Raw genomic sequence first — 25751 nt, forward strand, 5'->3', positions numbered from 1 at the left:
GCACCGCGTCGGCGCTGGCGCCGACCGGCGCGGCCCGCAGCACGCGGCCGTTCATGTCCAGGAACTGCTCGCGCAGCGCGCCGCCGACCCGGCCTTCGGCGGCCAGCGGACCATCCAGGAACAGCCGCGCCTTGAGCGCGTTGACGCGGTCGATGTCACCGGCCGCTTCGGCGGCCTTCAGCGACTGCATCAGCGCCTGCATCGCGGGCGCCAGGACGGCCTCGGGCGCGCCGGCCACCGTGGGCGATATCAACACCAGGCCCCGCACCCGGGCGGGGTGCATCAAGGCCGCGTCCAGGGCCACGCGAGCGCCTTGCGAACACCCCACCAGGACGGCGGACGCGTCGCCCGCGGCCGCGTCCAGCACCGCGATCAGATCGGCGACGGCCGAATGCGTCGCGGGCTCGGCGCGGGTGTCGCCGGCGCCGCGCCGGTCATAGGCGATGGCGCGATAGCCGGCGCCCAGGCCGTCGAGCTGGGCGCGCCACATGCGGCGATCGCACACCGCGGCATGCAGGAAGACCACGGGAATGCCATCGCCCACGGCCTGCGCGGCCAATACGGCCTGGCCGCTCATTACGTCAAATACGGAATGCACGCATGACCTCGTCGAGGTTCCGGAGAGCGGCCATCTTACTCCCGCGCCGACGGCCCGCATGAAGGTCGCCGCGGCGCGGACCGCCGGATTACTTGCGGGCCTGCCGGCGCGCCGGACCGGCGCCGCCCGCCAGGCTGTCGAGATAGGCGCACAGCATGTCGGCCAGCGCGTCCGCGTAGGCCTCGATCTCGGCCTCGGTGCGCGGGCTTTCCGAGAACTGCTTGCCGACGGCGCTGAGCGTGTGGGTGATGAGATCGCCGGCCAGCGCGCGGGTGGCGTCGGACGCGTTGGGCAAGGCCTCGCCGAGGAAGGCGAGCACGATGCGGCCGCCCTCTTCCTTGGTGGCGCGGGCCTCGGGCGCGTCGCGGTAGAGCGGCGCGGCGTCGTTCAGGGCCACGCGCATCACCGCCTCTTCGCATTCCGAGCGCACGAAGGCATGCACCACGTTGCGCAACCGCTGGGGCGGCGCGTGGCCGCGGTCTTCGAGCAGGCGGCACAGCAGGTCCGAGGTCTGCTGCCATTCCTGCGTCTGCAGCCGGTACAGGATGGCGGCCTTGTTGGGGAAGTACTGGTAGAGCGAACCGATGCTGACGCCGGCCTTCTCGGCGACGCGGGCGGTGGTGAAGCGCGTGGCGCCTTCCTGGGCCAAAACCTGAGCCCCGGCCTGCAGGATGGCCGCGACCAGCTCGGCCGAACGGGTCTGCTGCGGCTGTTTTCTCTCGGAAAGCCGGGTGCTGCGGCGTGTGGTCATGGCGGCTCGGGAAATGCGAATAGAGAAATGCGACGAATCCGTCGTATTCTAAACCCACAATCACTACCGGAAAACCGCCTCATGGCCAATACCCTGACTTCCCCTTCCCTGGTCGCCCAGCTCGACCGGCTGTTCACGCAGGCCGACGCCTCGTGGTCCCAGGCCGACCCGGCGCTGGCCAACATGTCCGACGCCGAACAGGCGCGGCTGATGCGCAGCAAGACCGACTACCGCGACTTCTACGGCCGCATGAAAGACCTGCCGCTGGCCGTGTCGCCCGAGACCGGCACGCTGCTCTACATGCTGGCGCGCAGCACGCAGGCGCGGTCCATCATCGAGTTCGGCACCTCGTTCGGCATCTCGACGCTGCACCTGGCGGCGGCGCTGCGCGACAACGGCGGCGGCCGGCTGATCACCACCGAGTTCGAACCGTCCAAGGTGGCGCGGGCCAGCGAAAACCTGGCCGAGGCCGGGCTGGCCGATCTGGTGGAACTGCGCCAGGGCGACGCGCTGCAGACGCTGGCGACCGATCTGCCGGACCGCATCGACCTGGTGCTGCTCGATGGCGCCAAGGCGCTGTATTCGGACGTGCTGGCCCTGCTGGAAAGCCGCCTGCGCCCCGGCGCGCTGATCGTGGCGGACAACGCCGACTATTGCCCCGAATACCTGGCGCGGGTGCGCTCGCCAGCCTCGGGCTACCTGTCCACGCCGTTCGGCGACGATGTGGAACTGTCGATGCGGCTGGGCTAGAAAGCGCCCCGGGCCTCAGGCCCGCGCCGCCGTCGCCGGGGCCGCCGCGCGCGTCTCGGGCCGGCCCAGGAACAGGCACACCACCAGCGCGGTCAGCAGCGTGATCGCCGCCAGGATCCACAACAGCGTGGCGAAGGCGCCCGCGGAGGCCTGCGCCAGGGCGGCGCGGCCAACGCCGGGCAGGATCGCCGCCACCGCGTCGACATCGCCCGCGACCAGCCGCTGCGCGGCCTGCCCCGCCTGGGGCGCCGCGCCCGGCAGGGCCGCGGCCAGATGGCGGGTGGTCAATGCCGTCAGCAGCGCGCTGACCACGGCCAGCGCCACGCCCTCACCCGCCACCCGGGTGGTGCTGAAGATGCCGGTGGCCATGCCGGCGCGCTCCACCGGCACCACGCTGACGGCCAGGCCGTCCATCAGGCCCCAGGGCAGGCTGATGCCGACGCCGATCAGCAGCATCGGGCCGACCAGCGCCGCCACCAGCCCCGCCGTCATCGCCAGGCTGAGCCAGGCCAGGCCGGCGGCCGCCAGCAGCAGCCCGGCGCCGCAGATCCACGCCGGCGCCAGCCAGCGCGTCAGCTGGCCGGCCACGATCGGCAACAGCAGCAGGGGCGCGGACAGCGCGATCATCATGCGGCCGGCCTCGATTTCGCCCAGGCCGTCGACGGCGATAAAGCGCACCGGCAGCAGGATCAACAGCACCACGAAGGCATAGGCCGGCGCGGCCGCCAGCAACTGCACGCCCAGGAAGCGCGGATAGCGGAACAGCGTCAGGTCCAGCATCGGCCGCGCCGCGCGCAATTCGATCAGGCCGAACACGGCGAACAGCGCCACCGCCGCCGCCAGCATCGCCAGCGTGGACGGATCGCCCCAGCCGCTTTGCGGCGCCCGCATGATGCCCCAGGTCAGCAACGCCAGGGCGGCGCTGAAGGTGGCCGCGCCCGGCCAGTCCAGGCGCCCGGCCGCGGGGTCGCGCGATTCGCGCAGGCCGCGCGCGCCCAGCGCGAACGCGAGGACCGCCAGCGCGATCACCAGCAGGAAGATGCTGCGCCAGCCGAAGCGCTCGATCAGCAGCGCCGAGGCGATCGGCCCGAACGACAGGCCGGCGCCGAAGCTGGCGCCCAGCAGGCTGAAGGCGCGCATGCGGCCGGCGCCGTCGAACTCCTGCGCCAGCGCGGCCGCGCCGCCCGAGAAGATCGCCGCGCCTCCCAGGCCCTGCGCCGCGCGCAGCAGGTCGAAGGCGACGATGCCGGGCGCGTAGACCAGGCCGATGGAGGCGGCGATGAAGATCGCGGCCCCCGCCAGGAACACGCGGCGGCGGCCGTAGCGGTCGGCCAGCGCGCCAGCCACCAGCAGCGTGCTGCCGAACACCAGCATGAAGGCGTTGGTGATCCAGTTCAGCGCCTCGGGGCTGCCGCCCAGGTCGCGCGCGATCGACGGCAGTGCGATGGCCGGGCCGGTGAAGGTGAACGGCATGGCCGCGCACGCCAGGCACACGGCGATCAGGATCAGGATCTTGCGGGCCGCGGCGGGCGGCGGGGTAACGGACGATGGCATGGACGGCATCACAAGGGAACGGGAACGGTATTGAAGATACCGAGGCTCGCCTGGTGGATAAATAGGTTAAAAATCCACACATCACGGAATTAATTTCTTCAATGGAACCGCCATGGACCGCCTGAGCGGCTTGTTGCCCTTTGTCCGCAGCGCCGAACTGGGCGGCTTTGCCGCCGCCGGCCGCGACCTGGACCTGTCGCCCTCGGCCGTCGGCAAGGCCGTGGCGCGGCTGGAGCAGGACCTGCACGTGCGACTGTTCCAGCGCAGCACGCGCCGCATGCAATTGACCGAGGAAGGCCGGCTGTTCTACGAGCGCTGCAAGCGCATCCTGGAAGACCTGGACGAGGCGCACGACATGCTGTCGCAGACGCTGCGCGAACCGCGCGGCCGGCTGCGCGTCAGCGCGCCGCTGGTGAGCTACCACTTCCTGCTGCCGGTGCTGCCGGCCTTCGCCGCGCGCTATCCGGGCATCGAGCTGGACATGGATTTCAACGACCGCATCGTCGACCTGATCGGCGAGCGCGTGGACGTGGCGATCCGCAGCGGCGACCTGCCCGATTCGCGGCTGACGGCGCGGCCGCTGGGCACCTTCCGGCTGCTGCTGTGCGCCGCGCCGGACTACCTGGCGCGTCACGGCGCGCCGCAACGGCCGCGCGACCTGGAACGGCACCGGGCGGTGCGGTTCCGCTACCCCAACGCCGGCACGCTGCAGGCGTGGCCGCTGGCGCTGGCCTCTGGCGAAGCCGAGCCGCGGCTGACCGCCGCGTTCACCTGCAACAACATGGAAGCCCTGCTGGGCGCGACCATCCAGGGGTTCGGCATCGGCTGCATGCCCGATTTCCTGGCGCGCGACGCGCTCGCGGCCGGCACGCTGCGCACGGTGCTGGACGCACAAGTGCGCGGCGCGGGCCGCTTCCAGGCGTTGTGGCCGTCGAACCGCAACCTGTCGCCCAAGGTGCGCGTGTTCGTGGACTTCCTGGGCGAGCGGCTGTTCCGCGACGGCGACCGCGCCTAGCCCGGCGCAGGCCCTGGCGCCGCTCGGATCACGCCACCGGCATCCGCTCGCACAGCAGGCCGATCGCCGCCAGGTCGCCCTGCCGCGCCAGACGCTGCACTTGCTCGCTGAAATCCTTGAAGGCCGGATCGCGCGCCTGGATCGCGCGCGCCCAGTCCATCAGGTCCGAGATCCCGCCGATGTCCAGCAAGCGTTGCACCTGCTCCAGCTCGGCGCGCGACAGGCGCGGCAGCGACGCCGACGCGGGCGCCGCCTCGCTGGCGGGCTGTTGCGTCGACAGATGCAGCAGCCGGCCCAGCACGTGCCGCAGTTCGACCAGGTTGATGGGCTTGAGCAGGCTGGCGTCGTAACCGCCGCCATCCAGCGTGGGTGCCTCCTGCGGCGTCGCGGACACCGCCACCACCGGCAGGTCCGGCCAGCGCGCGCGGGCGGCCGCGAGCACCGCCGAGCCGTCGGCGCCTTCCATGCGATGGTCGGTCAGGATCAGGTCGGGGCGGCTCGCATCATCGGCCTGGATGCGCGCCAGCATGCGCAGGCCGTCGGCCTCGCTGTCGACCTGGAAGCCCAGGCTGGCCAGTTCCTCGACCAGGAATTCGCGGATTTCCGGCGTATCCTCGGCCAGCCAGATGCGCCGCCCGGTGCCGTCCAGCAGCGGCAGGACGTGCGCCGCGGCCGCGATGTAGTGATGCGACACGCGCGACTCGTCCACCTCCCTGACCGGCAGCGCCACACGGATCGTGGTGCCCTGGCCCACTTCGCTGTAGACGTGGATGCGGCCGTGCATGCGCTGCACCCATTGCTGCACGATGGCCAGGCCGAGCCCGACGCCGGGCTGGCTCTCGGCGGCCGACAGCCGCTGGAAGGGCTCGAAGATGTGCTGCCGGTCTTCCAGCGCGATGCCGCAGCCGGTATCGGCCACCGACAAGGTCAGCCAGCCGGCGCTCTCGCCCGGGGCGGGCGCGGCGTAGTCGGCGGTCAGGGTCAGCACGCCGTCGCGGGTGAACTTGGCGGCGTTATCGATGAGATTGGACAGCACCTGCCGCACGCGCTTGCCATCCATCTCCAGCACGGCCGGCACCGCGTCCGCCACCCGCAGTTCGAAGCGGTTGTCCTGCCGGGCCGCGATCGGCGCGGACTCCTTGGCGACGGTATCGAGCAAGGCATGCGCATACTCGGGCGCCAGGCGCAGGGCCTGGCCGCCGGCGCCCGCGGCGTAGTCGATCAGGTCGTTCACCATGCCCAGCATGTGGTCGGCGCTGCGGCGGATGACGGCGCCGCGCGGCGCGTCGTCGCGGCCGCCGGCCTGGATCAGGTCGGCGAAGCCGATGATCGAGGTCAGCGGCGTGCGCAGGTCGTGGCTGATGCGCGCCAGGAAGTCCTGGCGCACCCGGCCGGCCTCGTCGGCCAGGATCAGCGCCGCCTGCAGCGCCTGGGTGCGCTCGGTGACGGCCTGGTCCAGCCGCTGGTGTTCGCGTTCGCGCGCCAGCGCCAGCTCGCGCTGGGCCGCCAGCCGCTCCTGGCGATGCTGGCGCGACCGGCCATACAGCAGCACGGCCAGCATCAGCGAAATCGACAGCAGGTCCCAGGCCACTTCCGGCCCGCCCTCCCAGCGGCCCGGCAGCAGCCCGTGGATATAGGCCACCCGCAGGAACAGGCAGGCGCAATAGACGGCGAAGGACAGCAGGAAGGTGCGGGCGTTGGCGTGGCCGCGGCGCCAGCCGTCGGCCATGGAGACGAGCCAGACCAGCGCCCACAGGAAGATCAGGCCGATCAGCGCCTGCGCGGCCTCGCGATAGTCGCCCAGCGCCGCCCAGACCGTGCCGGCGACGCCCGCGGCGATCAGCGACAGGTACACCCGGCGCCACAGCCGCACCCGGTGCAGGTCCGCGAACAGCATCGCCATGAAGGCGAACAGCGACGCCGCCAGCGTCGCCAGGACGCTGGGCGCGCGCAGCGCCATCTCGCCGCCGCCGGTCAGCACGTAGCGGTACAGCAGCCCCTGGAAGGACAGGCTGTAGAGAATCTCGACAAAGATGGCCGCGGACAGCAGCAGGAACACCGGGTCGCGCTGGACCACGCCGAGCAACCCGGCGCAGATGCCGACCATCGCCAGCGCGCCGACCAGCAGCGCCACGAGCAGGGTGTTGCGCTGCGTCTGGCTTACGAACGCCGCCGGCGTGCGCAAGGTGGGCTCCATGCTGATGGCCGAGCGGCTCTGCACCCGCACCAGCACCGTCATGCGCTCGCCCGGCCCGAGCCGCAGCGGCGCCACCGACACGCTGGCGGGGACCGCGCGCTGGGCCAGCGGCTCGCGATTGCCCTGCAGCAGCACGCTGGCCGGCGTCGAACTGCCAGCCGGGAACAGGTAGAAGCGCACGTCTTCCAGGCGCGGCACGCCGAACGACAGCCAGCGTTCCTGGGTGCTGCCGGAGGTGTTGCGCACTTCCAGCCGCAACCAGAACGCCGAGGTGGAATAACCGCGGTTGAGCCAGCCGGCGGACACGGGTTGCCAGGCGTCATCCAGGATCTGGCTGGCGTCCCGGCTGGCGGTCTTGTCCTCGATGCCGCGCAGCTCGCTGTCGAGCGGCAGGCTGCCGCTCACCGCGCTCAGGTCGATGACGGGTTGGACGGCCTGCGCGCGCACGGGCAGGATCAGGCAGGACAGCACCAGCCACAGCAACCAGGCCAATACGCCTGGACGGACACTACGCATGCGGATCCCGTTCCTGGCGCAAGGCGGTCGGCGCCATGCCGAAACGCTCGCGGAAAGCGGTGGAGAAATTGCCACGGTTGCCAAAGCCCACCGCCTGCGAAATGGCCTGGATGTCCAGGCCGGTCTCGCACAGCAGGCGGCGCGCCTCGCGCATGCGCTCTTCGCGCAGGAACTCGAACACGGTGGTGCCGGCGCAGCGCCGGAAGGCCTGGTTCAGGCGCCGCGCGTTGGTGCCCAGCGCCTGGGCCAGGGCCACCAGCTCGGGCGTGTGGTCGAGCCGTTCGCGCAGCAGCTTGCGCGCGGCGCGGAACAGCACCCCGTCGAGCGAGGTGCCGGCGGCGACCGCCGAGGTGCCGTCCCCGGGCGCCGCCTCGGCTGGCGCCGGCGCGGGCGCCGGGATCGGCGCCACCCGCAGGTGGATCAGCAGGCGCAGGCGCACTTCCTCGAAATCGAACGGCTTGGCGACATAGTCGACCGCGCCCGCCGACAGCCCCGCCACCCGCTCGGTGGGCAAGGCGGCGGCGGTCAGGAAGATGATGGGAATGGCGCGCGTGGCCTGGTCGGCCTTCAGCAGCCGGCAGGCCGCCAGGCCGTCGCAGACCGGCATGTTCACGTCCATCAGGATGATGTCCGGCTGCACCAGTTGCGCCTTGCGGTAGCCGTCGTTGCCCTCTTCGGCCACATAGACCCGGCAGTCCTGGCTGGTGAGGAAATCCACCAGCAGCATGCGGTCCTCGGGCCGGTCCTCGACGACCAGCACGCGCAAGCCGGCAAGCTGGCCCGGGATAAGTGGATGGGAGGCGGCGTCATTCATGCCGCGCATTCTTTCATGCCGGCGGGGGGGCACGTTGGTAACAAGCGACGAAACCGTGCCGGGTTTGTGAATATTTTTCCTTGTGGCAAACGTGCCATGCATTCCGGCAAACCTCGCAAGCGCAATCATTGTTCACACATGATAGTGTTTGTTACATAGGCAACTTGCCGGAAAAGGTAGCGCGTCGTCGATCCGAACCGCCGCGGCGTCTCCCGATAACAACATCCCGCGAATCCCTGGACGGCAGGCCGGCAAGCCCTCTCTGTGAAGCATCCGAAAAGATGCCATTGCCCAGGCAAGAATCCCGCAGTGCCGGATAGTTGTAAAGAACTTTAGAAACTTTGTTTATTGATGTTTGCGAAATATATCAAATAGCTTCTTTTAATTCTGATTGTAACGAATTATCACTTACGTATCCATGCGCCGCCTAGCCCACTCCTGCCGCCCCGCCGTTCTCCGCCAGCCTCCCTTCTCCTTGCGCGCCGGCTTTGCCGCCGTGGTGCTGGCGCTCGCCGCCGGACCGGTGGCCGCGCAAAGCGTGCAGTTGCGCCTGCCGTCAGGCGCCGAACCTGGCCGCCAGCTGCCGCAACCCGTCCTGCCGGAAAGCACCCCGGCCGCGCCGTCCGTGACCGTGGAGCAAGGCGGCGCGACCGAAGCGCCCGCCGGCGCCGACAAGCTGACCTTCACGCTGACCGACATGCGCGTGGAAGGCGTGACCCGCTACCCGGCCGATTCGCTGCGCCCGCTCTACCAGGGGCTGGTCGGCAAGACCATCACCGTCGCGGACGCCTTCAAGGTGGCCAACGAGATCGAGCTGCGCTACCGCAATGACGGCTACGTCACCACGCGCGTGATCGTGCCGGCGCAGACCATCGATGACGGCCATTTCCGCATCATGGTGGTCGAGGGCTACATCGCCGATGTGAAGTACGACGGCGATATCGGCCCGGCCCAGGCGGCGGTCGAGAAGCTGGTGCAGCGCCTGCGCGGCGTGCGCCCCATCAACGTGGCCGAAGTCGAGCGCCAGCTGCTGCTGGCCAACGACCTGAACGGCCTGACCGTGCGCGCCTCGCTGGAGGCCTCGCCCAAGGAAGTGGGCGGTTCGGTGCTGGTGGTGCACAGCGAACGCAAGGCGGTCGACGCGCGCCTGGGCATCGACAACCGCGCCTCGCCCTACCTGGGCTGGAGCGAAATGACCGGCCAGATCACGCTCAATTCGTTCGGCGGCCGCGCCGACAGCCTGACCCTGACCGGCCGCATGGGCTTCCCGGCCTACCGCAGCAAGGCCGTGGGCGCCAACTACAACATGCTGGTGTCCGACAGCGGCACCACCGTCGACGTGGCCGCCAGCTACGCCAAGAGCGAGCCGGGCCGCGAACTGGCGCCGCTGAACGTCGCCAGCGATGTGCAGGCCTATTCGGCCACCATCACCCATCCGCTGATCCGGTCGCGCCTGGAGAACCTGCGCGCCTTCGGCATGCTGGACGTGCGCAACGTCGCCACCGACATCATCGATACCCCCTTCACGCGCGACCGCCTGCGCGTGCTGCGCGCCGGCCTGAGCTATGACCGCACCGACAGCTGGAACGGCATCACCGCCGTGCGCGGCACGGTGCACCAGGGCCTGGACGCGATGGGCGCCTCCAAGGAAGGCAACGAGCTGGCCTCGCGCGCCAAGGGCCGCCCGGACTTCCTGAAGCTCACCGCCGAACTGACCCGCCTGCAGCAGCTGTCCGACCGCTTCAGCCTGGTGGCCACCTTCGCCGGCCAGTACAGCGCCCGCCCGCTGCTGGCCAGCGAGGAATTCGCGCTGGGCGGCCCCAACTTCGGCCGCGGCTACGACGACGGCGAAATGTCCGCCGACTCGGGCGTGGCCGCGTCGCTGGAACTGCGCTACGCCGTGTCCACCGACCGCTTCCTGCCCAGCGGCGCGCACGTCTACACGTTCGTGGACGGCGGCCACATCTGGTCGCGCAGCGAAAGCGCGCCGCTGACGCGCGCCAAGCTGTCTTCCTACGGCGCCGGCATGCGCGCCAACCTGACCAAGAACCTGTACGCCACGATCGAAGTGGCCAAGCCCATGAGCTCCGATGTCCTGACCCAGGGCAACAAAGATCCCCGCGTGTTCTTCAGCCTCTCGGCCCAGTACTAATCCGCGACAGAAAAGCGACCGACCATGAATCGTCAATCCCGCATCCTCGCCCAATCCGCCCGCCGCCCGTCCCTGAAGGCCCCGCCCCTGCCCGCGCTGACCACCATGGCCATGGTGATCGGCTCGCTGGTCTCCGGCGGCGCCCACGCCAACCCCACCGGCGGCAACGTCGTGGCCGGCGGAGCGACCATCAATGACCGCGGCAACGGCACGCTGGACATCAACCAGTCGACCGGCAAGGCGATCATCAACTGGAAGGGCTTCAGCATCGGCGCCAACGAGACGGTCAATTTCCGTCAGCCGGGCAGCAACAGCGTCACGCTGAACCGCGTGGTCGGCAATGATCCGTCGGCCATCTTCGGCCGCCTCAACGCCAACGGCAACGTGATCCTGGTCAACCCGAACGGCGTCCTGTTCGGCAAGGGCTCGCGCGTGGACGTGGGCGGCCTGGTCGCCACCACCGCCAACATCAGCGACAAGGACTTCCTGGCGGGCAAGTACAAGTTCGACCAGGCTTCGCCCAAGGCGAACGCCATGATCGTCAATGAGGGCACGATCAGCATCAAGGACAGCGGCCTGGCCGTGCTGGTGGCGCCCGCGGTGCGCAACTCGGGCGTGATCGAGGCCAAGCTGGGCCGCGTGGCCCTGGCCGGCGCCAAGACCGTCACGGTCGACTTCCATGGCGACGGCCTGTTGAGCTTCGACGCCACCTCGACCGTCAACGAACTGCCCAAGGACGCCGACGGCAAGCCGGTCTCGGCCCTGGTGACCAACGCCGGCGTGATCCGCGCCGACGGCGGCACGGTGCTGCTGACGGCGCGCGCCGTCAAGGGCGTGATCGACAACGTGGTCAACACCGACGGCATCATCAGCGCCAAGGCGGTGGGCACGAAGAACGGCAAGATCGTGCTGTCCGGCGGCGACGCCGGCACGGTCAATGTGGCCGGCACCGTCGACGCCACCGGCGCCGGCGCCGGCGAGCGCGGCGGCAAGGTCGTGGTGACGGGCGAACACGTCAACGTGGCGCGCGGCGCCGCGATCGACGTGTCCGGCGCGGCGGGCGGCGGCGAGATCGCGCTGGGCAGCCTGGGCGTCGCGCCCGACGACGGCTCGGCCGCGTTCAGCGGCAAGTCGTCCACCGTCAAGGTGGCGGCGGGCGCCACGCTCAAGGCCGACGCGCTCATCAATGGCAACGGCGGCAGCGTCACGATGTGGTCCAACGACGCCACCGCGTTCGCCGGCAGCCTGTCGGCGCGCGGCGGCGCCCAGGGCGGCGACGGCGGCTTCGCCGAAGTCTCCAGCAACAAGAACATCGGCCTGACCGGCTCGGCCGACCTGCGCGCGCCCAAGGGCAAGACCGGCCTGCTGCTGATCGACCCGACCGACCTGCGCATCGTCGACTCCGCCAGCGGCAGCGGCTCGCAGGACGGCAACGCCGGCGACGGCACCGTCAACGGCGGCGACGCCAACACCGCCAACAACACCGTGTCGCGCGGCCTGCTCGAAAGCCTGGCCGGCACCACCAACATCAAGCTGGAAGCCACCGGCCAGATCACCGTCGCGGACATGGCCGCGATCAATCTGAAGACCACCAGCGGCCACAGCTTCACGATGCGCTCGACCCAGACGGGCGGCATCCGCTTCGAGAATTCGAACACCGAGATCAGCACCCAGGGCGGCTCCATCACGCTGGAAGCGCTGGGCGTGGGCAGCACGCTGGACAACATCGGCAAGCTGACCAGCCGCGGCGGCGCGATCACGCTGAACGCCACCGGCGACATCAACCTGGCCAACGTCATCAACGCCGGCACCGGCGCGGCGCAGATCCGCACCAGCGCGGGCTCGATCCGCAACACCGGCGGCGCCAACCAGGTGGTGGCGGGCAACACCGTCAAGCTGGACGCCAGCGGCGGCAGCATCGGCGACCTGGCCGCCCCGGTCAACACCCAGACGGCGCTGCTGTCGCTGGCGACCGGCGGCAACCTGGCGGTGGCCAACCGTCAGACCCTGACCTCGCTGGACATCACCAGCCGCCACGCGCAACCGGGCGCCAACAACAGCTTCCTGCTGACCTCGCCGGGCCTGGCCTTCGCGCTGCAGGACAACGGCGGCTACCAGCTGAACACGGTCAACCAGTCGGGCCTGAACTTCTCGTTCACCGGCGACCGCACCATCACCGTCGGCGACATCGGCCTGGGCGCCGGCACGCTGGCCCTGACGTCGACGGCCGGCCACATCCTCGGCACCCCGACCGGACAATTGACCGCCAGCCAGATCACCCTGAGCGCCGCCGGCGGCGACGGCCGCACGGGCGCCATCGGTTCGTCGGCGCAGGCGCTGCGCACGCAGACGGCCGCCCTGATCGCGACCAGCGGCAGCGGCGGCATCTACGTCAATAACAGCGGCACGTTGAACCTGAAGGCGATCGACACCACCGGCAGCCTGGTCGCGCAGACCTCCGCCCACCTGACGCTGGGCGACATCAAGGCGGGCTCGGCCACGCTGACCTCGCTCCTCGGCACCATCGTCGACGACGGCAACGACGCCACCAGCATCTCCACCGCCTCGCTGACGCTGTCGGCCGAGCTAGGCATCATCGGCGGCCCCGCGCGCGCCATCAAGACCAACGCCAGCACCGTGTCCGCCAACGCCGGCCTCGGCGGCGTGTACCTGGACAGCACCAGCACCAACCTGAACATCACGCAGGCGCAGGCCAACGGCGGTCCGATCGTGATCACCGGCGCGGGCAGCGTCTCGGCCAACAACGTCGGCTCCGGCGGCGGCGCCATCAACCTGACCGGCAACAGTATCGCCGCCGGCCAGATCAACGCGGGTTCGGGCAACGTCACGCTCACCGCGCGCGCTGGCAGCATCACCGGCAACGCCGCCTCGCTCATTACCGGCAACGTCGTCACCCTGCTGGCCCCGGCCTCCAACACCGCCTACACGGTGGGCACTGCCGGGATCTACCTGCGCACGGCCGCCAACGAACTGCACGCCACCGGCGGCAGCATTTACCTGAACCAGGCCCAGGGCTCCGTGCTGCTGGACGACCTGAAGGCCAGCAACGGCATCTACGTCACCGGCGTGGCCAACCTGACCGCCAACATGCTGGACGCCGGCAACGGCACGCTGTCGCTCAACGCCCAGGGCGGCAATATCCTGCGCGCCAACGCCAACAGCGCACTGGCGGGCAGCAGCATCAACCTGCAGGCCAAACAGCACATTGGCACGGCCAGCGACCACATCAATACCGCGACCACCAGCCTGACGCTGGGCAGCGGCGGCGACATCTATGTCGACAATCCCGCCAAGACGCTGACCTACCTGGCGATCAACAACTGGCACGCCGACCCCGCCCGCCGCAACACGCTGCAGGTGGCCGCGCCGTTCCTGAATTTCGACGTCAACGACGACCTGGGCAACGCCTACGAGCTCAAGCAGGTCTACAGCTCGCTGCTGAACCAGTTCTCGTTCACCGGCGACCAGAGCCTGAAGCTGGGCAATATCCGCGCCGGCAGCAACATCACGCTGACCTCCACCCAGGGCAGCATCCTGGATGACGGCATCGCCGACACGCGCGTCACCGCCAACAACGTCAGCCTGACGGCCGCCCAGGACATCGGCACCAGCGCCAATTACGTCGCGATCAACGCGCCGGGCCTGACGCTAGACACCCGTGGCAACCTCTATGCCACCGACATCGCGGACCTCAACTCGCTGACGGTATACGCGCGCCACAAGGCCGCGGACGACCGCTACACGCTGGACGTGCGCGCGCCGTCGCTGCTGTTCAACATCACCGACGACGTCGGCGGCCACACGATCCGTGAAGTGCGCGACAGCAACTGGATCAACTTCAGCTTCAACAGCGACCGCGACATCACGGTCGGCAGCATCGACGCCGGCTACAGCGGCAGCATCACGCTGAACGCCGCGGGCGACCTGCGCGACGACGGCAACAAGCAGACCCGCCTGCTGGCCAACTCGGTCAGCCTGATCGCCGGCAAGGCTGTCGGCGCGACCGGCACGGGCTATCTGGACGTGCTGGCCGGCTACCTGAGCGGCACGGCGAGCAATGGCGGCTTCTATGTGCAGCTGCCCAATCCGACCGGCGCCAACAATTACACCGGCATCGTCACGCTGAACAACATCACCGCCAGCGACGCCGTGCAGATCGACGTGCGCCAGGGCGACGCGCTGCTGGCCAACACGGTGCGCAGCAACAACGGCAGCGTGACGCTGAACGTGGCCAACGGCTCGCTGTTCGGCAACGGCAGCGGCAGCGTCTATGCGGGCGGCAACGACATCACGCTGTCGGCCGCGGGCGCGATCGGCGGCATGTACAACGGCGCCGTGCGCTACGTGGGCGTCGGCGCCGCGGGCCAGGCCAACGTGCAGGCCACCGCCGGCACCGACATCTATCTGAACGGCACCACCGGCAACATCAAGCTGACGCGCCTGGAGGCCGGCACCGGCCAGATCGGCTACACCCAGTCTTCCGGCAACACCACCCTCGGCAGCCTGCGCGCCGGCGGCGCGGCCACGCTGGCCAATACCGGCGGCTCGCTGCTGGACGACGGCGATGCCGCCACCCTGATCCGCGCCAGCAACATCGCCCTGACGGCGAGCGGCGCGATCGGCGCGGCCGGCGCGGCATTGACGCTGCAGGCGCCCGACGTCAGCCTGACCAGCGGCGGCAACATCGCCGTGGACAGCCTGACTGGCCTGACTCGGCTGAACGTCACGCGCAATGGCTCGGCCAATGGCGTGTACAGCATCACCGCGCCCAACCTGACGGCCTTCACCGTCACCGACGACGGCCTCGGCATCCACCTGGCGGACATCGCCAGCTCGACCAATCTGGACTTCGGCTTCACCGCCAACAACAAGAATCTGCTGGTCGGCAACATCGACGCGGGCGCCAACGGCAAGGTCAGCCTGGTGTCGGGCCTGAACATCGCCAACGACAATCCGGCCAGCCCCGGCGCCATCCGCGCCGCGACCGTCGCGCTGACGGCCGGCTCGAACGGCTCCATCGGCACGTCCGCCACGGGCGGCGCGCTGGCGCTGACCGGCGCCTCGGCGCTCAGCCTGACGGCCGGCAACAACATGTACGTCGGCAGCGACACCGTGCTGCGCAGCCTGGCCATCAACAGCCTGAAGAACGCGGGCAGCGCCAGCACCTTCGCCATCACCGGCGGCGCCGGCCAGGTCATCACCATCAGCGACGACGGCACCACACAGTACCTGCAACAGGTCACGGGCGGCCTGACCGACTTCAGCTTCAGCGGCCGCAAGAACATCCAGGTCGGCACCCTCACGGCCAGCAACACGATCAGCCTGACGACCACCGGCGGCGGCGTCAATTCCAGCATCACCAGCGACGGCACCGCCGGCCGCATCACGGCCGGCAGCGTCACGCTGTCCGCCACCGGCTCGGACAGCTACACCGCGCGCGACGCCAATACCGGCGCCATCGGCACCAGCGGCCGCGCCCTGCGCCTGAGCACCAGCAACCTGGCCATCACCAACAACGGCGACATCAACCTGAACAACGGCGGGCTGGCGCTGAACAGCCTGAACCTGTACCTGTCGCGCCGCGACGCCGGCAGCGTCAACTTCGACACCAACAGCTACGCCTTCGGCGGCCTGGGCAGCCAGGTAATGAGCATCTCCGGCGGCACGAACCTGGCGATCGGCGCCAACATGAGCGGCGCCGCGCTGACGGTCAATACCGACACCGCCATCACGCTGAACACCATCAACACCGGCAGCGGTTCGGTGTCGCTGACGTCGCGCTACGCCAACAGCGACCTGGCCCCGACCATCGGCGGCTCGGGCATGGTCACCGCCAACAACGTCAGCCTGAGCGCGCTAGGCACCAACGGCAGCGTATCGGCCCAGACCAACACCGCCAACCTGGCGGTCGCCTCGGCCGGCAATGTATCCATCGCCAACAGCAAGCAGTTCGATTCGCTGTCGCTGACCGCCAACCACAGCAGCAGCAGCGGCTCGGTCAACAACACGTACAACATCAGCGCTACCGGCATGACGGCGTTCTCGTTGAGCGACTCGACCGGCACCGCGGGCCTGACGCTCAACAACATCACCAACAGCGGCAACCTGGCGCTGTCGATCTCGTCGGACCGCTCGCTGACCGTCAACAACGTCACCACCGCCGCCGGCGGCTCGGTGACGCTGGCCAGCAATGGCACCATCTACGGCAACAGCTCCAGCGCCAGCCTGCCCAACATCACCACCAGCGCGCTGACCCTGAACGCCGGTTCGGTCACGGGCACCTACGCCACCAACCAGCCGCTGTTCGTCAGCGTCGATTCGCTCTCGTCCAACATCCGCGGCAGCCTGTGGCTGTCGAACAACAAGAGCCTGACGCTGCGGGACAACAGCGCCACCAGCTCGGCCCAGGTCAACGTGACCAACGGCTCGATCACCCAGGGCGCCGGCCGCTTCGTCACGCCGGTGCTGACGCTCACGGCCACCCAGTCGATCGGCGTCGCCGGCAACGAGATCCTGACCGACACCCGCCAGCTGACCACGCAGTCGGGCCGCAACCTGTACCTCGACAACGCCAGCGACCTGTTCTCGCTGAACATCACCGCCAACCACGCCAACAGCGCCCTGGACAACGTGCTGCAGGTGGCGGCCAAGGGCCTGACGTTCAACGTCACGGACGCCGGCTCCTATGTCATGACCCAGGTCAGCGACCTGACCGGCCTGAACTTCTCGTTCAACGGCGACCGCACGCTGTACGTCGGCAACGTCGACGTCGGCCCGGCCAACACCGTGAGCCTGGGCGCCTATGGCTCGGGCGCCCACATCCTGAACCTGACGCCGACCTCGCACATCACCGGCGACGTGGTCACGCTGGGCACGAGCGGCCAGATCGGCGTGGCGTCGGGCGACAATTCGGGCTCGATCCACACCACCACCGGCGAGCTCTACCTGACGGCCGGCAGCCACGTCTACCTGGACAACGACCGCGACCTGGCCAGCCTGTCGCTGTACGCCAGCGGCTCGTCGGCGGCCACCTACCAGATCCTGTCGAACGAACTGCTGTTCGATGTGGCCCATGACGGCAGCCGCCTGCAGGTCAACGAGGTGCGCGACAACACCGGGCTGAACCTGATGCTGTCGAGCAACGTCGGCCAGGACATCGGCATCATCGACACCACGCAGAACGGCACGGTGCGCCTGTCCAGCAACAACAGCATCCTGGGCAGCGCCGACGACAGCCAGCGCGTCACCGCGGCGTCGGTGCAGATCACCACCCAGGGCTCGGGCGCCATCGGCGCCGTGGGCCGCGAGATCAACCTGTCGGCGCCGCTGGTGAACATCCAGAACGTCGGCGACGTGTACATCGACTCCAACCGCCACATCGACGCGCTGACGCTGTATTCCACCGGCAACGGCGCGCGCAGCTACAGCATCAACTCGCCCACGCGCGACGGCGGCAGCATCGTGTTCCAGGCCGCGGACGGCGGCAGCGGCAGCAGCGCCGGCCTGGTCCTGACCAAGGTCGAGGACAAGGGCGGCCTGAACCTGAGCGTGACCAGCGACCGCACCATCACCGTCGGCGCGATCAACGTCGGCTACGACAGCGTGGTGCTGAACTCGCGCGGCGGCTCGCTGCTGGGCGACGGCGACGCCAACACCAAGATCGACGCGGCCGGCCTGACCCTGACGGCGGCCAACGCCATCGGCGCGGCCGGCGCCGGCAACGCCATCGACACCCGCGTCAGCACGCTGAGCGGCCGAGCCGACAACGGCGGCGCCTTCATCACGGTGGAGGGCAACACCAGCCTGCCGAGCCTGACCTCGACCGGCGCCAGCTCGGTCAGCAACACCACCGGCGACATCGAGCTGGGCACGGTCAACACCAACGGCAACACCTTCACGGTCAACAACACCGGCGGTTCGATCCTCAGCGGCACGATCAACAACGCCACCAGCGTCAACCTGACGGCCAACGGCTCGATCGGCAACAAGAGCGCCATCCGCACCAATGCCCTGAACGGCGGCACCACCACCGTCACCCTCAGCGCCACCAAGACCGACCGCGCCGATGGCAGCATCGCGCTGACCGAGACCTACGGCCTGCAGGCGACCTCGGTCACCGCGCCGGGCGACATCACCCTGACCGCCGACACCGGCAACAACGGCCGCAACCTCACCGTGGGCACCGTCACGTCCACCGACGGCGCGGTCACGCTGTCGACCGCGCGCGGCAGCATCATCGGCATCGACAACAGCAACCTGGTCACCGGCAAGAGCGTCAGCCTGACGGCCAACTACGGCACGGCCTCGAAGATCGGCACGTCCAACGCGGCTCGCCTGCGTCTGAACACCGAGAAGCTGACGATGGCCACGCCCGGCAGCATCTACGTCGACAACCTGGCCGACCTGTCCGACCTGACCATCATCCGCAACAACGCGCAGGGCTCGAACCTGGGCAGCGCCGGCTTCCTGACCATCGACGCCAAGAACCTGACGTTCAGCGGCGGCGACAGCAGCAATGCCACCGCGCTGACCATCGTGCGCGACACGACCGGCCTGAACTTCACCTACCAGGCCATCGGCGCGATCAACGTACACGACATCGACGTCACCCAGAACGGTTCGGTCAACCTGTCGACCAACCCGTACTACACCACGGGCGGCTCGATCCAGGGCATGAACGCGTCCTCGAAGATCGTCGCTGGCGACCTGACGCTGTCCACCGCCACGGGCAACACGCCCAACACCATCGGCTCTGCCGGCCTGGCCCTGAACACCCAGGTCAAGAACATCGCCGCCACCGCCTCGGGCGGCATCTGGCTCAAGCAGAACGGCTCGATCAACCTGGGCAACCTGCGCGCCGGCGGCGACCTGTCGGTCACCACCACCACCGGCGACATCCTGGTCGGCACCGTCAGCTACGGCACCGGCAACGCCCTGACCTTGAACGCCCAGACCGGCAGCATCCTGTACGGCGGCGGCACGCTCTCGGGCGCGGGCACCGGCGCCATCACGCTGACGGCGCAGAACGGCATCGGCACGCGCGACGCGGCGATCAAGATCGCCGCGCCGAACAGCCCGGTGTCGGCCACCGTCACCGGCGACGGCTCGCTCTACCTGGACAGCAGCGGCAACCTGCTGGGCGGCCTGACGACCTCGGTCGCCAACGGCGAGACCCGCATCACCGGCAACGGCAGCCTGGCGCTGACCAGCGTCACGTCGGGCACCGACGCGGCCGGCAACGACATCTCGGTCAAGACCACCTCCGGCAACATCACGGTCAAGAACGTGCAGGCCGGCGCCAACCACGGCCAGGTCACGCTCAACGCCGAGAACGGCTCGATCCTGGCCGACGCCGCCGGCGCCACCGTCAAGGCCTACGGCGTCGCCCTGAACGGCGCCAACGCCGTCGGCGCCGTCAACGGCCGCATCAACGCCACCGGCCAGCGCGTCGAAGTCACCACCAACGGCGGCATGTACCTGGCGGCGGACAACAATTCCGTCTACTCGTACCTGTCGGGCAACACCATCGACATCGCGGCCGCCGGCAATCTGCAGATCGCCAACGCCATCGCCAGCAACGGCACCATCAAGATCGTCGGCAACGGCAACAACAGCCAGCTGGTCGCGGGCAACATCGACGCCGGTGCCGGCACCGTCAACATCGACTTCAGCAAGACCGGCAGCACCATCGTCGACGACCGCGAGGAATCCACCCGCATCATCGGCAACACCGTCACGCTCAAGGCCGGCGCGGGCATGGGCGGCGCGGCGGGCTCGCCCGACAACCTGCAGACGACCGCCGCCAACATCATCGCCGAAGTCACCGGCAGCGGCTCGCTCTACCTGAACGACAACCGCGCGGCCGGCACCACGCTGGCCTCGGTCATCACCCAGGACGGCGCCATCGGCATCACCACCGCCGGCCCGACCCTGGTCACCAGCGCGGTCAGCAAGACCAGCTCGGCCAACAACGGCATCTCGATCGCCACCACCAGCGGCGACCTGTCGATCAACACGATCGACGCCAAACAGGCCGGCGACGTCACGCTGCAGGCGGCCGGTTCGATCAAGGGCGCGCTGGTGGGCAACCTGATCACGGGCAACAGCCTGACCGCCATCGCCGGCGGCAGCATTGGCTCGGCCGCCTACCTGGCCAACGGCACCGGCGGCATCGCGCTGCGCACCAACCTCGGCGCGCTGGGCAATCTGTCGACCGCCGCCGACGGCGCCGTCATCGTGCTCAACAACGTCGGCACGCGGGCGCTCACCGCCAACAGCGGCAACATCCAGCAGGCCGGCGCCAACAGCTCCGTCTACCTGACCAGCGCCGGCGACCTGGACGCCAGCGGCGGCATGTCGAATACCGCCGACAACCTGCTGCTGTCCTCGGGCGGCACGCTCAAGCTGGCCGCCGCCGGCGTGCAGGCCAACGGCACCGTCACGCTCAAGGGCACGCAAGACGTGGTCGCGGCCGGCGCCGCGCCGCGCACGATCAACGTCAAGGGCACCACGGTCAGCTTCAGCAGCGGCGCCGCGGGCGGCAACACCAATCTGGTGACCGAAGCCAGCTCCGTCGCGGCCAGCCTGACCGGCACCACCACGCCGGCCAACCTGACGCTGACCAACACCGGCGCGCTCGACGCGTCGCTGAGCACCGCCAACGGCGACATCAACGCCACGGCCACCGGCACGCTGATCGCCGCGGCCACGGCCGCCGGCAGCAACCGCACCATCACGCTGACCTCGCAGCACGGCAACGTCGAGATCGACACCGTCAACGCCGGCGCCGCCAACGGCACCGTGGTCCTGAGCGCCGCCGAAGGCTCGCTGCTGGGCCTGGGCAACAGCCTGATCGCCAACAGCCTGGACCTGACCAGCAAGACCGGCATTGGCACCTCTGCCGACCACGTCACCACGACGGCCCGCAACCTCAAGGCCAACGTCCTGGGCAGCGGCGACATCTACGTGGACGGCAGCGGCCCGCTGACGCTGGGCCGCGTGGCCACGGCCGACGGCAACATCGGCATCAGCGCCACCGGCAATCTGGTCAGCGCGGTCGGCCTGTCGGCCGGCAACAGCGGCGATGTCACGCTGGCCTCCAGCGCCGGCAACGTCACCGTCAGCCACGACATCGCCAGCACCGACGTGCATGACCTGTCCGTGAGCGGCGCGGCCATCGCCATGGCCGCCGCCAACACCAGCGGCAGCCAGGCCTACACCGGCAACGTCACCCTGAACGGCGACCTGACCGGCAGCGCCATCGGCATCACCGGCAGCGCCACGCTGGCCGGCGCCAAGCGCACCCTGACGGCCAACGGCGCCAACGGCGGCGTCGCCCTCTCAGGCACGCTGAACGGCGGCGCGCAGCAGGCGGTGATCGTCGCCAGCGACGGCGACGTCACGCTGGGCGGCAATGCCTCCAACCTGGCCAGCCTGACCATCACCGGCAACAACATCGACCTGCGTCAGGTCACCAGCACCGGCGCCCAGCAGTACAACGGCGCCACCACGCTGCGCGGCGCCTACACGACCACCAACGGCGCCTTCGGCGTCGACGGCGCGACCACGCTGGCCAGCGCCGTCAGCGTGTCCACCGGCAGCGGCGCGGTCGCCTTCACGGGCGGCGTGTCGGGCGCCAACGCGCTGACCGTCACCAGCAGCGGCACCACCACCTATGGCGGCGCGGTCGACATCGCCTCGCTCAACCAGGCGGGCACCGGCGGCACGGCCATCAACGGCGGCAGCGTCACCACCAGCGGCGCGCAGACCTACACCGGCCACGTGGAGCTGGGCGACGATGCGGTGCTGACCGGCGCCACCGTCACCCTGGCCAACGGCGTCGACGGCGCCCATGCGCTGGAGATCGACGGCGCGGCCGCGCTGACCGGCGCCATTGGCGCCACCACCAAGCTGGCCAGCCTGACCCTGGACGGCAGCGCCACGCTCAACGCCGGCACCATCGCCACCACCGGCAACCAGCGCTACAAGGGCGCCGTCACGCTGGGCCGCGACCACACGCTGAGCACCACCTCGGGCAACGTGGCGTTCGACAGCACGCTGAACGGCTCGCGCGACCTGCACGTGGCCTCGACGGCCGGCGGCAACGTCAGCTTCGACGCCGTGGGCGGCGCCACGCAACGCCTGGGCAACCTGACCATCGACACCGCCGGCACGACCGCGTTCAACGGCTCGGTCTATGCCGCGTCGCTGCAGACCGACGACCCGGGCGCCGTGACGATCAAGGGCGAACGCATCGACACCACCGGCGTCCTGCGCTTCGGCGAACTGGTCACCCTGGCCAGCAACGTCACGCTCAAGGGCGGCAGCATCACCCTGGCCCAGGGCGCGAACGCGACCGACGAACAGCAGGGCCTGACCCTGCAGGGCCCGGCCGTGATCGGCGGCCCGGTCGGCGCCGGCGCCAATGGCCGCCTGGCCTACCTGACCGTCGAGAACGACGTGGAACTGGGCGGCGGCCCGATCAAGACGGTGGGCGAGCAGTCCTACCAGGGCAAGGTCTGGCTGACCGACGCCACGCAGATGAGCACCAGCAATGCCAAGGTGACCTTCAGCGACACCGTCGCCAGCCGCGGCGCCACCGCGAACGGCCTGACGGTCAGCAGCGGCAGCGGCGACGTGCGCTTCACCCAGCAGGTCGGCGACGCCACCACCGGCCGCCTGGGCGCGCTGGCCATCAACAGCAACGGCGCCACCACCTTCGACAAGGCGGTGTACGCCGCGTCGGTCAACACCGACGTCGGCGGCACCGTGGCCATCAACGGCGGCCTGGTCGACACCACCGGCACGCAGTCCTACGGCGAACGCGCCGTGTTCAGCACCGACACCGTGCTCAAGGGCAGCACCGTCAGCCTGCTGGGCGGCGGCGACGGCGGGCATGACCTGACCATCGACGGCGACGCCGTGCTCAAGGGACCGCTGGGCGCCAACGACCCGCTGGCCAACCTGACGGTCAAGGGCAACGCCACGCTGGGCGCGGGCACCATCACCACCGTGGGCGAACAGTCGTACCAGGGCAACGTCACGCTCGGCGGCAACGTCACCGTGACCAGCCGCCAGGGCGACATCGGCTTTGACCGCGCGGTCGATGGCGGCGGCGGCCTGACGGTCGTCGCCAGCCAGGGCGACGTGACGTTCTCCGGCCCGGTCGGCCAGGGTACGCGCCTGGGCGACCTGAAGGTCAGCGCCGCCGGCGACATCGTGCTGGACGGCCCCGTCCGCGCCGCCTCGGTGCAGACCGGCGGCAACGGCGACGTGCTGATCAACGGCGGCTCGATCGACACCACCGGCGCGCAGCAGTATGGCCAGCACGTCATCCTGAGCGGCGTGGACACCACCCTGACCGGCGCCAACGTGCAGCTCAAGGCCGGCGTCGACGGCACCCAGCCGGGCCAGCAAGGCCTGGTCATCGTCGGCAACGCCGATATCCAGGGCGACGTCGGCGCCACCACGCCGCTGCGCACCGTGGCCGTCACCGGCGCCACCACCCTGAGCGGGGGCAAGACGCACACCACGGGCGACCAGGTCTACAACGGCGCCGTGACCCTGAAGGGCGACCGCGACCTGACCAGCGACACCGGCTCGGTGATCCTGGGCAGCAAGCTGGACGGCGGCAACGGCAACAACCTGAACGTCAACGCCGCCAAGAACATCCAGGTCGCGGGCGACGCCACCGGCCTGGGTTCGCTGACCCTGCGGGCCGTCGACACCATCGTGTTCAACGGCGACGTCAGCGCCTACCGCGTGCAGCAGCTGGAGGCCAAGACCGCCAGCTACAACGGCGCGGTGCGCGCCTCGGGCCCGGACGGCATCGACATCTCCGGCGGCACCGTGTCGTTTGGCAAGGATGTCACCGCCGACACCGGCGCGATCCGCATCGCCAACACCAGCCCCACCGGCACCACGTCGTTTGGCGGCGGCAGCACGGTCAAGGCCGCCACCGGCTTCACCCAGACCGGCGGCGCCGGCCTCACGCTGCCGGCCCAGCTGCTGGTGACGCAGGGCCCGATCAACCTGGGCGCACCGGCCAAGCTGCAGGGCGGCAACGCGGTCATCCAGACCAACGGCGACATCACCGCCATTGGCCTGACCGGCCCGCAGACGTCCCTGACGCTGGCTTCGGGCTCGGGCGCGCTGCGCATCGGCCTGAACGACGCGGACCCGAGCCACAAGCTGGACGTGGCCGGCCTGACCGTGCCGAACGCCGGCTCGGCCGACATGTGGGGCACGATCGGCGGCAAGACCGGCTCCATGGCCGCCACCACGATCCGCAGCTCGCTGACCGGCGCGCCGTACTACATGAACGGCGCCACCTGGGGCCAGACGGACGTGATCGACCGCCTGGCGGCGGTCACGGCCCCGCGCTCGGTGATCCCCAGCACGCCCACCGCCAACCCGCTGTTCCAGGGCACCGTGCCGTCCAAGGGCTTCGGCCCCGACGTGCTGGGCGCCTTCGCCGATCCGCAGGTGCTGACGGTGGCCTCCGCCTTTTCCTGGCAGCTGCCTTCCGGCGACAATGCCGTGCTGACCGTGCCGAACGGCAATGGCCCGGTGCTGCACACGCCCGCCGGCAACCCGCAGCGCCCCGCCGTCGAAGGCATCCCCCCCGCCGACGACGCGCGCCGCGAACTCGACATTCAATCCCGCACTCTCTGATCCGACATCATGACTACGCAGACTTCGCTTCCCCTGTTCTACGAACAACCCCGTCCGCTCGCCGCCGGCGTGCATGACAACCTGTCGCTGGCCAGCAATACGGGCTTCGGCTACGCCGCCAAGACCAACGCCGTGCCGCTGGTGGCCACCGAGCTGCCGACCGCGTGCCGCCACTTCCCCATCGTCTTCACCGATGGCGAGCAGCCCACGCCGGTCGCGGTGCTGGGCGTGCGCGGCCAGGAAAACCTGTTCGTCGACGCGCAGGGCCAATGGCGCCCCGGCACCTACATCCCGGCCTACGTGCGCCGCTATCCCTTCATCTTCATGGAGAACGAAGACCGCAGCCAGTACACGCTGTGCGTCGACGAGAAGGCCGCCGCGGTGGTCGAGGGCCGTGACAACCCGTTCTTCGACGAGGCCGGCGAGCCGACCGCGCTGGCGCGCAGCGCGCTGGAGTTCTGCCGCGATTACCAGAACCAGCACGCCTACACGCTGGAGTTCGCGCGCGCGCTGGCCGACGCCGACCTGCTGATCGAGAACCGCGCCGACATCACCCTGGCCGACGGCCAGCGCCTGGCCATGTCCGGTTTCAAGGTGATCGACGAAGCCAAGTTCAACAAGCTGCCGGAAGCGGAATTCCTGCGCTGGCGCGCCAACGGCTGGCTGCCGCTGGTCTATTGCCACCTGCTGTCGATCAACACCTGGCCCAG

The 25751-nt window shown here is 69.8% G+C and carries 10 protein-coding genes; 5 read left to right on the top strand and 5 right to left on the bottom strand.

Annotation, left to right across the window (positions count from 1 at the left end; genetic code table 11):
* Both AOZ53_RS34640 and AOZ53_RS04885 read right to left on the bottom strand, forming a co-directional pair.
* Positions 1-598, bottom strand: a 598-nt coding sequence (locus AOZ53_RS34640; RefSeq protein WP_231690567.1) for an alpha/beta fold hydrolase, incomplete at its 3' end; no start/stop codon positions are given.
* Between the two features lie 88 nt (positions 599-686).
* Positions 687-1349 carry a TetR/AcrR family transcriptional regulator gene (locus AOZ53_RS04885; protein ID WP_054487062.1) on the bottom strand — a complete coding sequence of 221 codons (663 nt, stop codon included), beginning with the start codon at positions 1347-1349 and terminating at the stop codon, positions 687-689.
* Positions 1350-1430: 81 nt separating this feature from the next.
* On the opposite strand from AOZ53_RS04885, the gene AOZ53_RS04890 reads away from it, so the two are divergent.
* Entirely contained in the window at positions 1431-2099 is a 669-nt protein-coding gene (locus AOZ53_RS04890; protein WP_054487064.1) for an O-methyltransferase, read from the top strand.
* A 15-nt stretch (positions 2100-2114) separates the two neighbouring features.
* Here AOZ53_RS04890 and AOZ53_RS04895 read toward each other — a convergent pair whose 3' ends face one another.
* Positions 2115-3653, bottom strand: a complete 1539-nt coding sequence (locus AOZ53_RS04895; RefSeq protein ID WP_054487212.1) for an MFS transporter — start codon at positions 3651-3653, stop codon at positions 2115-2117.
* 112 nt (positions 3654-3765) lie between these two features.
* Here AOZ53_RS04895 and AOZ53_RS04900 point away from each other — a divergent pair, with 112 nt between their 5' ends.
* Entirely contained in the window at positions 3766-4668 is a 903-nt protein-coding gene (locus AOZ53_RS04900; RefSeq protein WP_054429791.1) for a LysR family transcriptional regulator, read from the top strand.
* A 28-nt stretch (positions 4669-4696) separates the two neighbouring features.
* On the opposite strand, the gene AOZ53_RS04905 is transcribed toward AOZ53_RS04900, so the two are convergent.
* Positions 4697-7381: a hybrid sensor histidine kinase/response regulator gene (locus AOZ53_RS04905; protein WP_054487066.1), complete on the bottom strand. Its 2685-nt coding sequence runs from the start codon at positions 7379-7381 to the stop codon at positions 4697-4699.
* On the bottom strand, positions 7374-8204 hold the full coding sequence (locus AOZ53_RS04910) for a response regulator transcription factor (protein ID WP_082385519.1): 831 nt from the start codon (positions 8202-8204) through the stop codon (positions 7374-7376). Before AOZ53_RS04910 ends, AOZ53_RS04905 begins: the two co-directional genes overlap by 8 nt.
* A gap of 466 nt (positions 8205-8670) precedes the next feature.
* Here AOZ53_RS04910 and AOZ53_RS04915 point away from each other — a divergent pair, with 466 nt between their 5' ends.
* The 3 genes from AOZ53_RS04915 to AOZ53_RS04925 form a co-directional block, all read left to right on the top strand.
* Positions 8671-10347: a ShlB/FhaC/HecB family hemolysin secretion/activation protein gene (locus tag AOZ53_RS04915; RefSeq protein WP_054487068.1), complete on the top strand. Its 1677-nt coding sequence runs from the start codon at positions 8671-8673 to the stop codon at positions 10345-10347.
* Between the two features lie 24 nt (positions 10348-10371).
* Entirely contained in the window at positions 10372-25041 is a 14670-nt protein-coding gene (locus tag AOZ53_RS04920) for a filamentous hemagglutinin N-terminal domain-containing protein (protein ID WP_054487069.1), read from the top strand.
* Positions 25042-25050: 9 nt separating this feature from the next.
* Positions 25051-25751, top strand: a 701-nt coding sequence (locus tag AOZ53_RS04925; RefSeq protein ID WP_054487071.1) for a SapC family protein, incomplete at its 3' end; no start/stop codon positions are given.

Origin of the sequence: Achromobacter sp. 2789STDY5608621 (assembly GCF_001299375.1) — a bacterium.
Classification (GTDB): domain Bacteria; phylum Pseudomonadota; class Gammaproteobacteria; order Burkholderiales; family Burkholderiaceae_B; genus Achromobacter; species Achromobacter insuavis.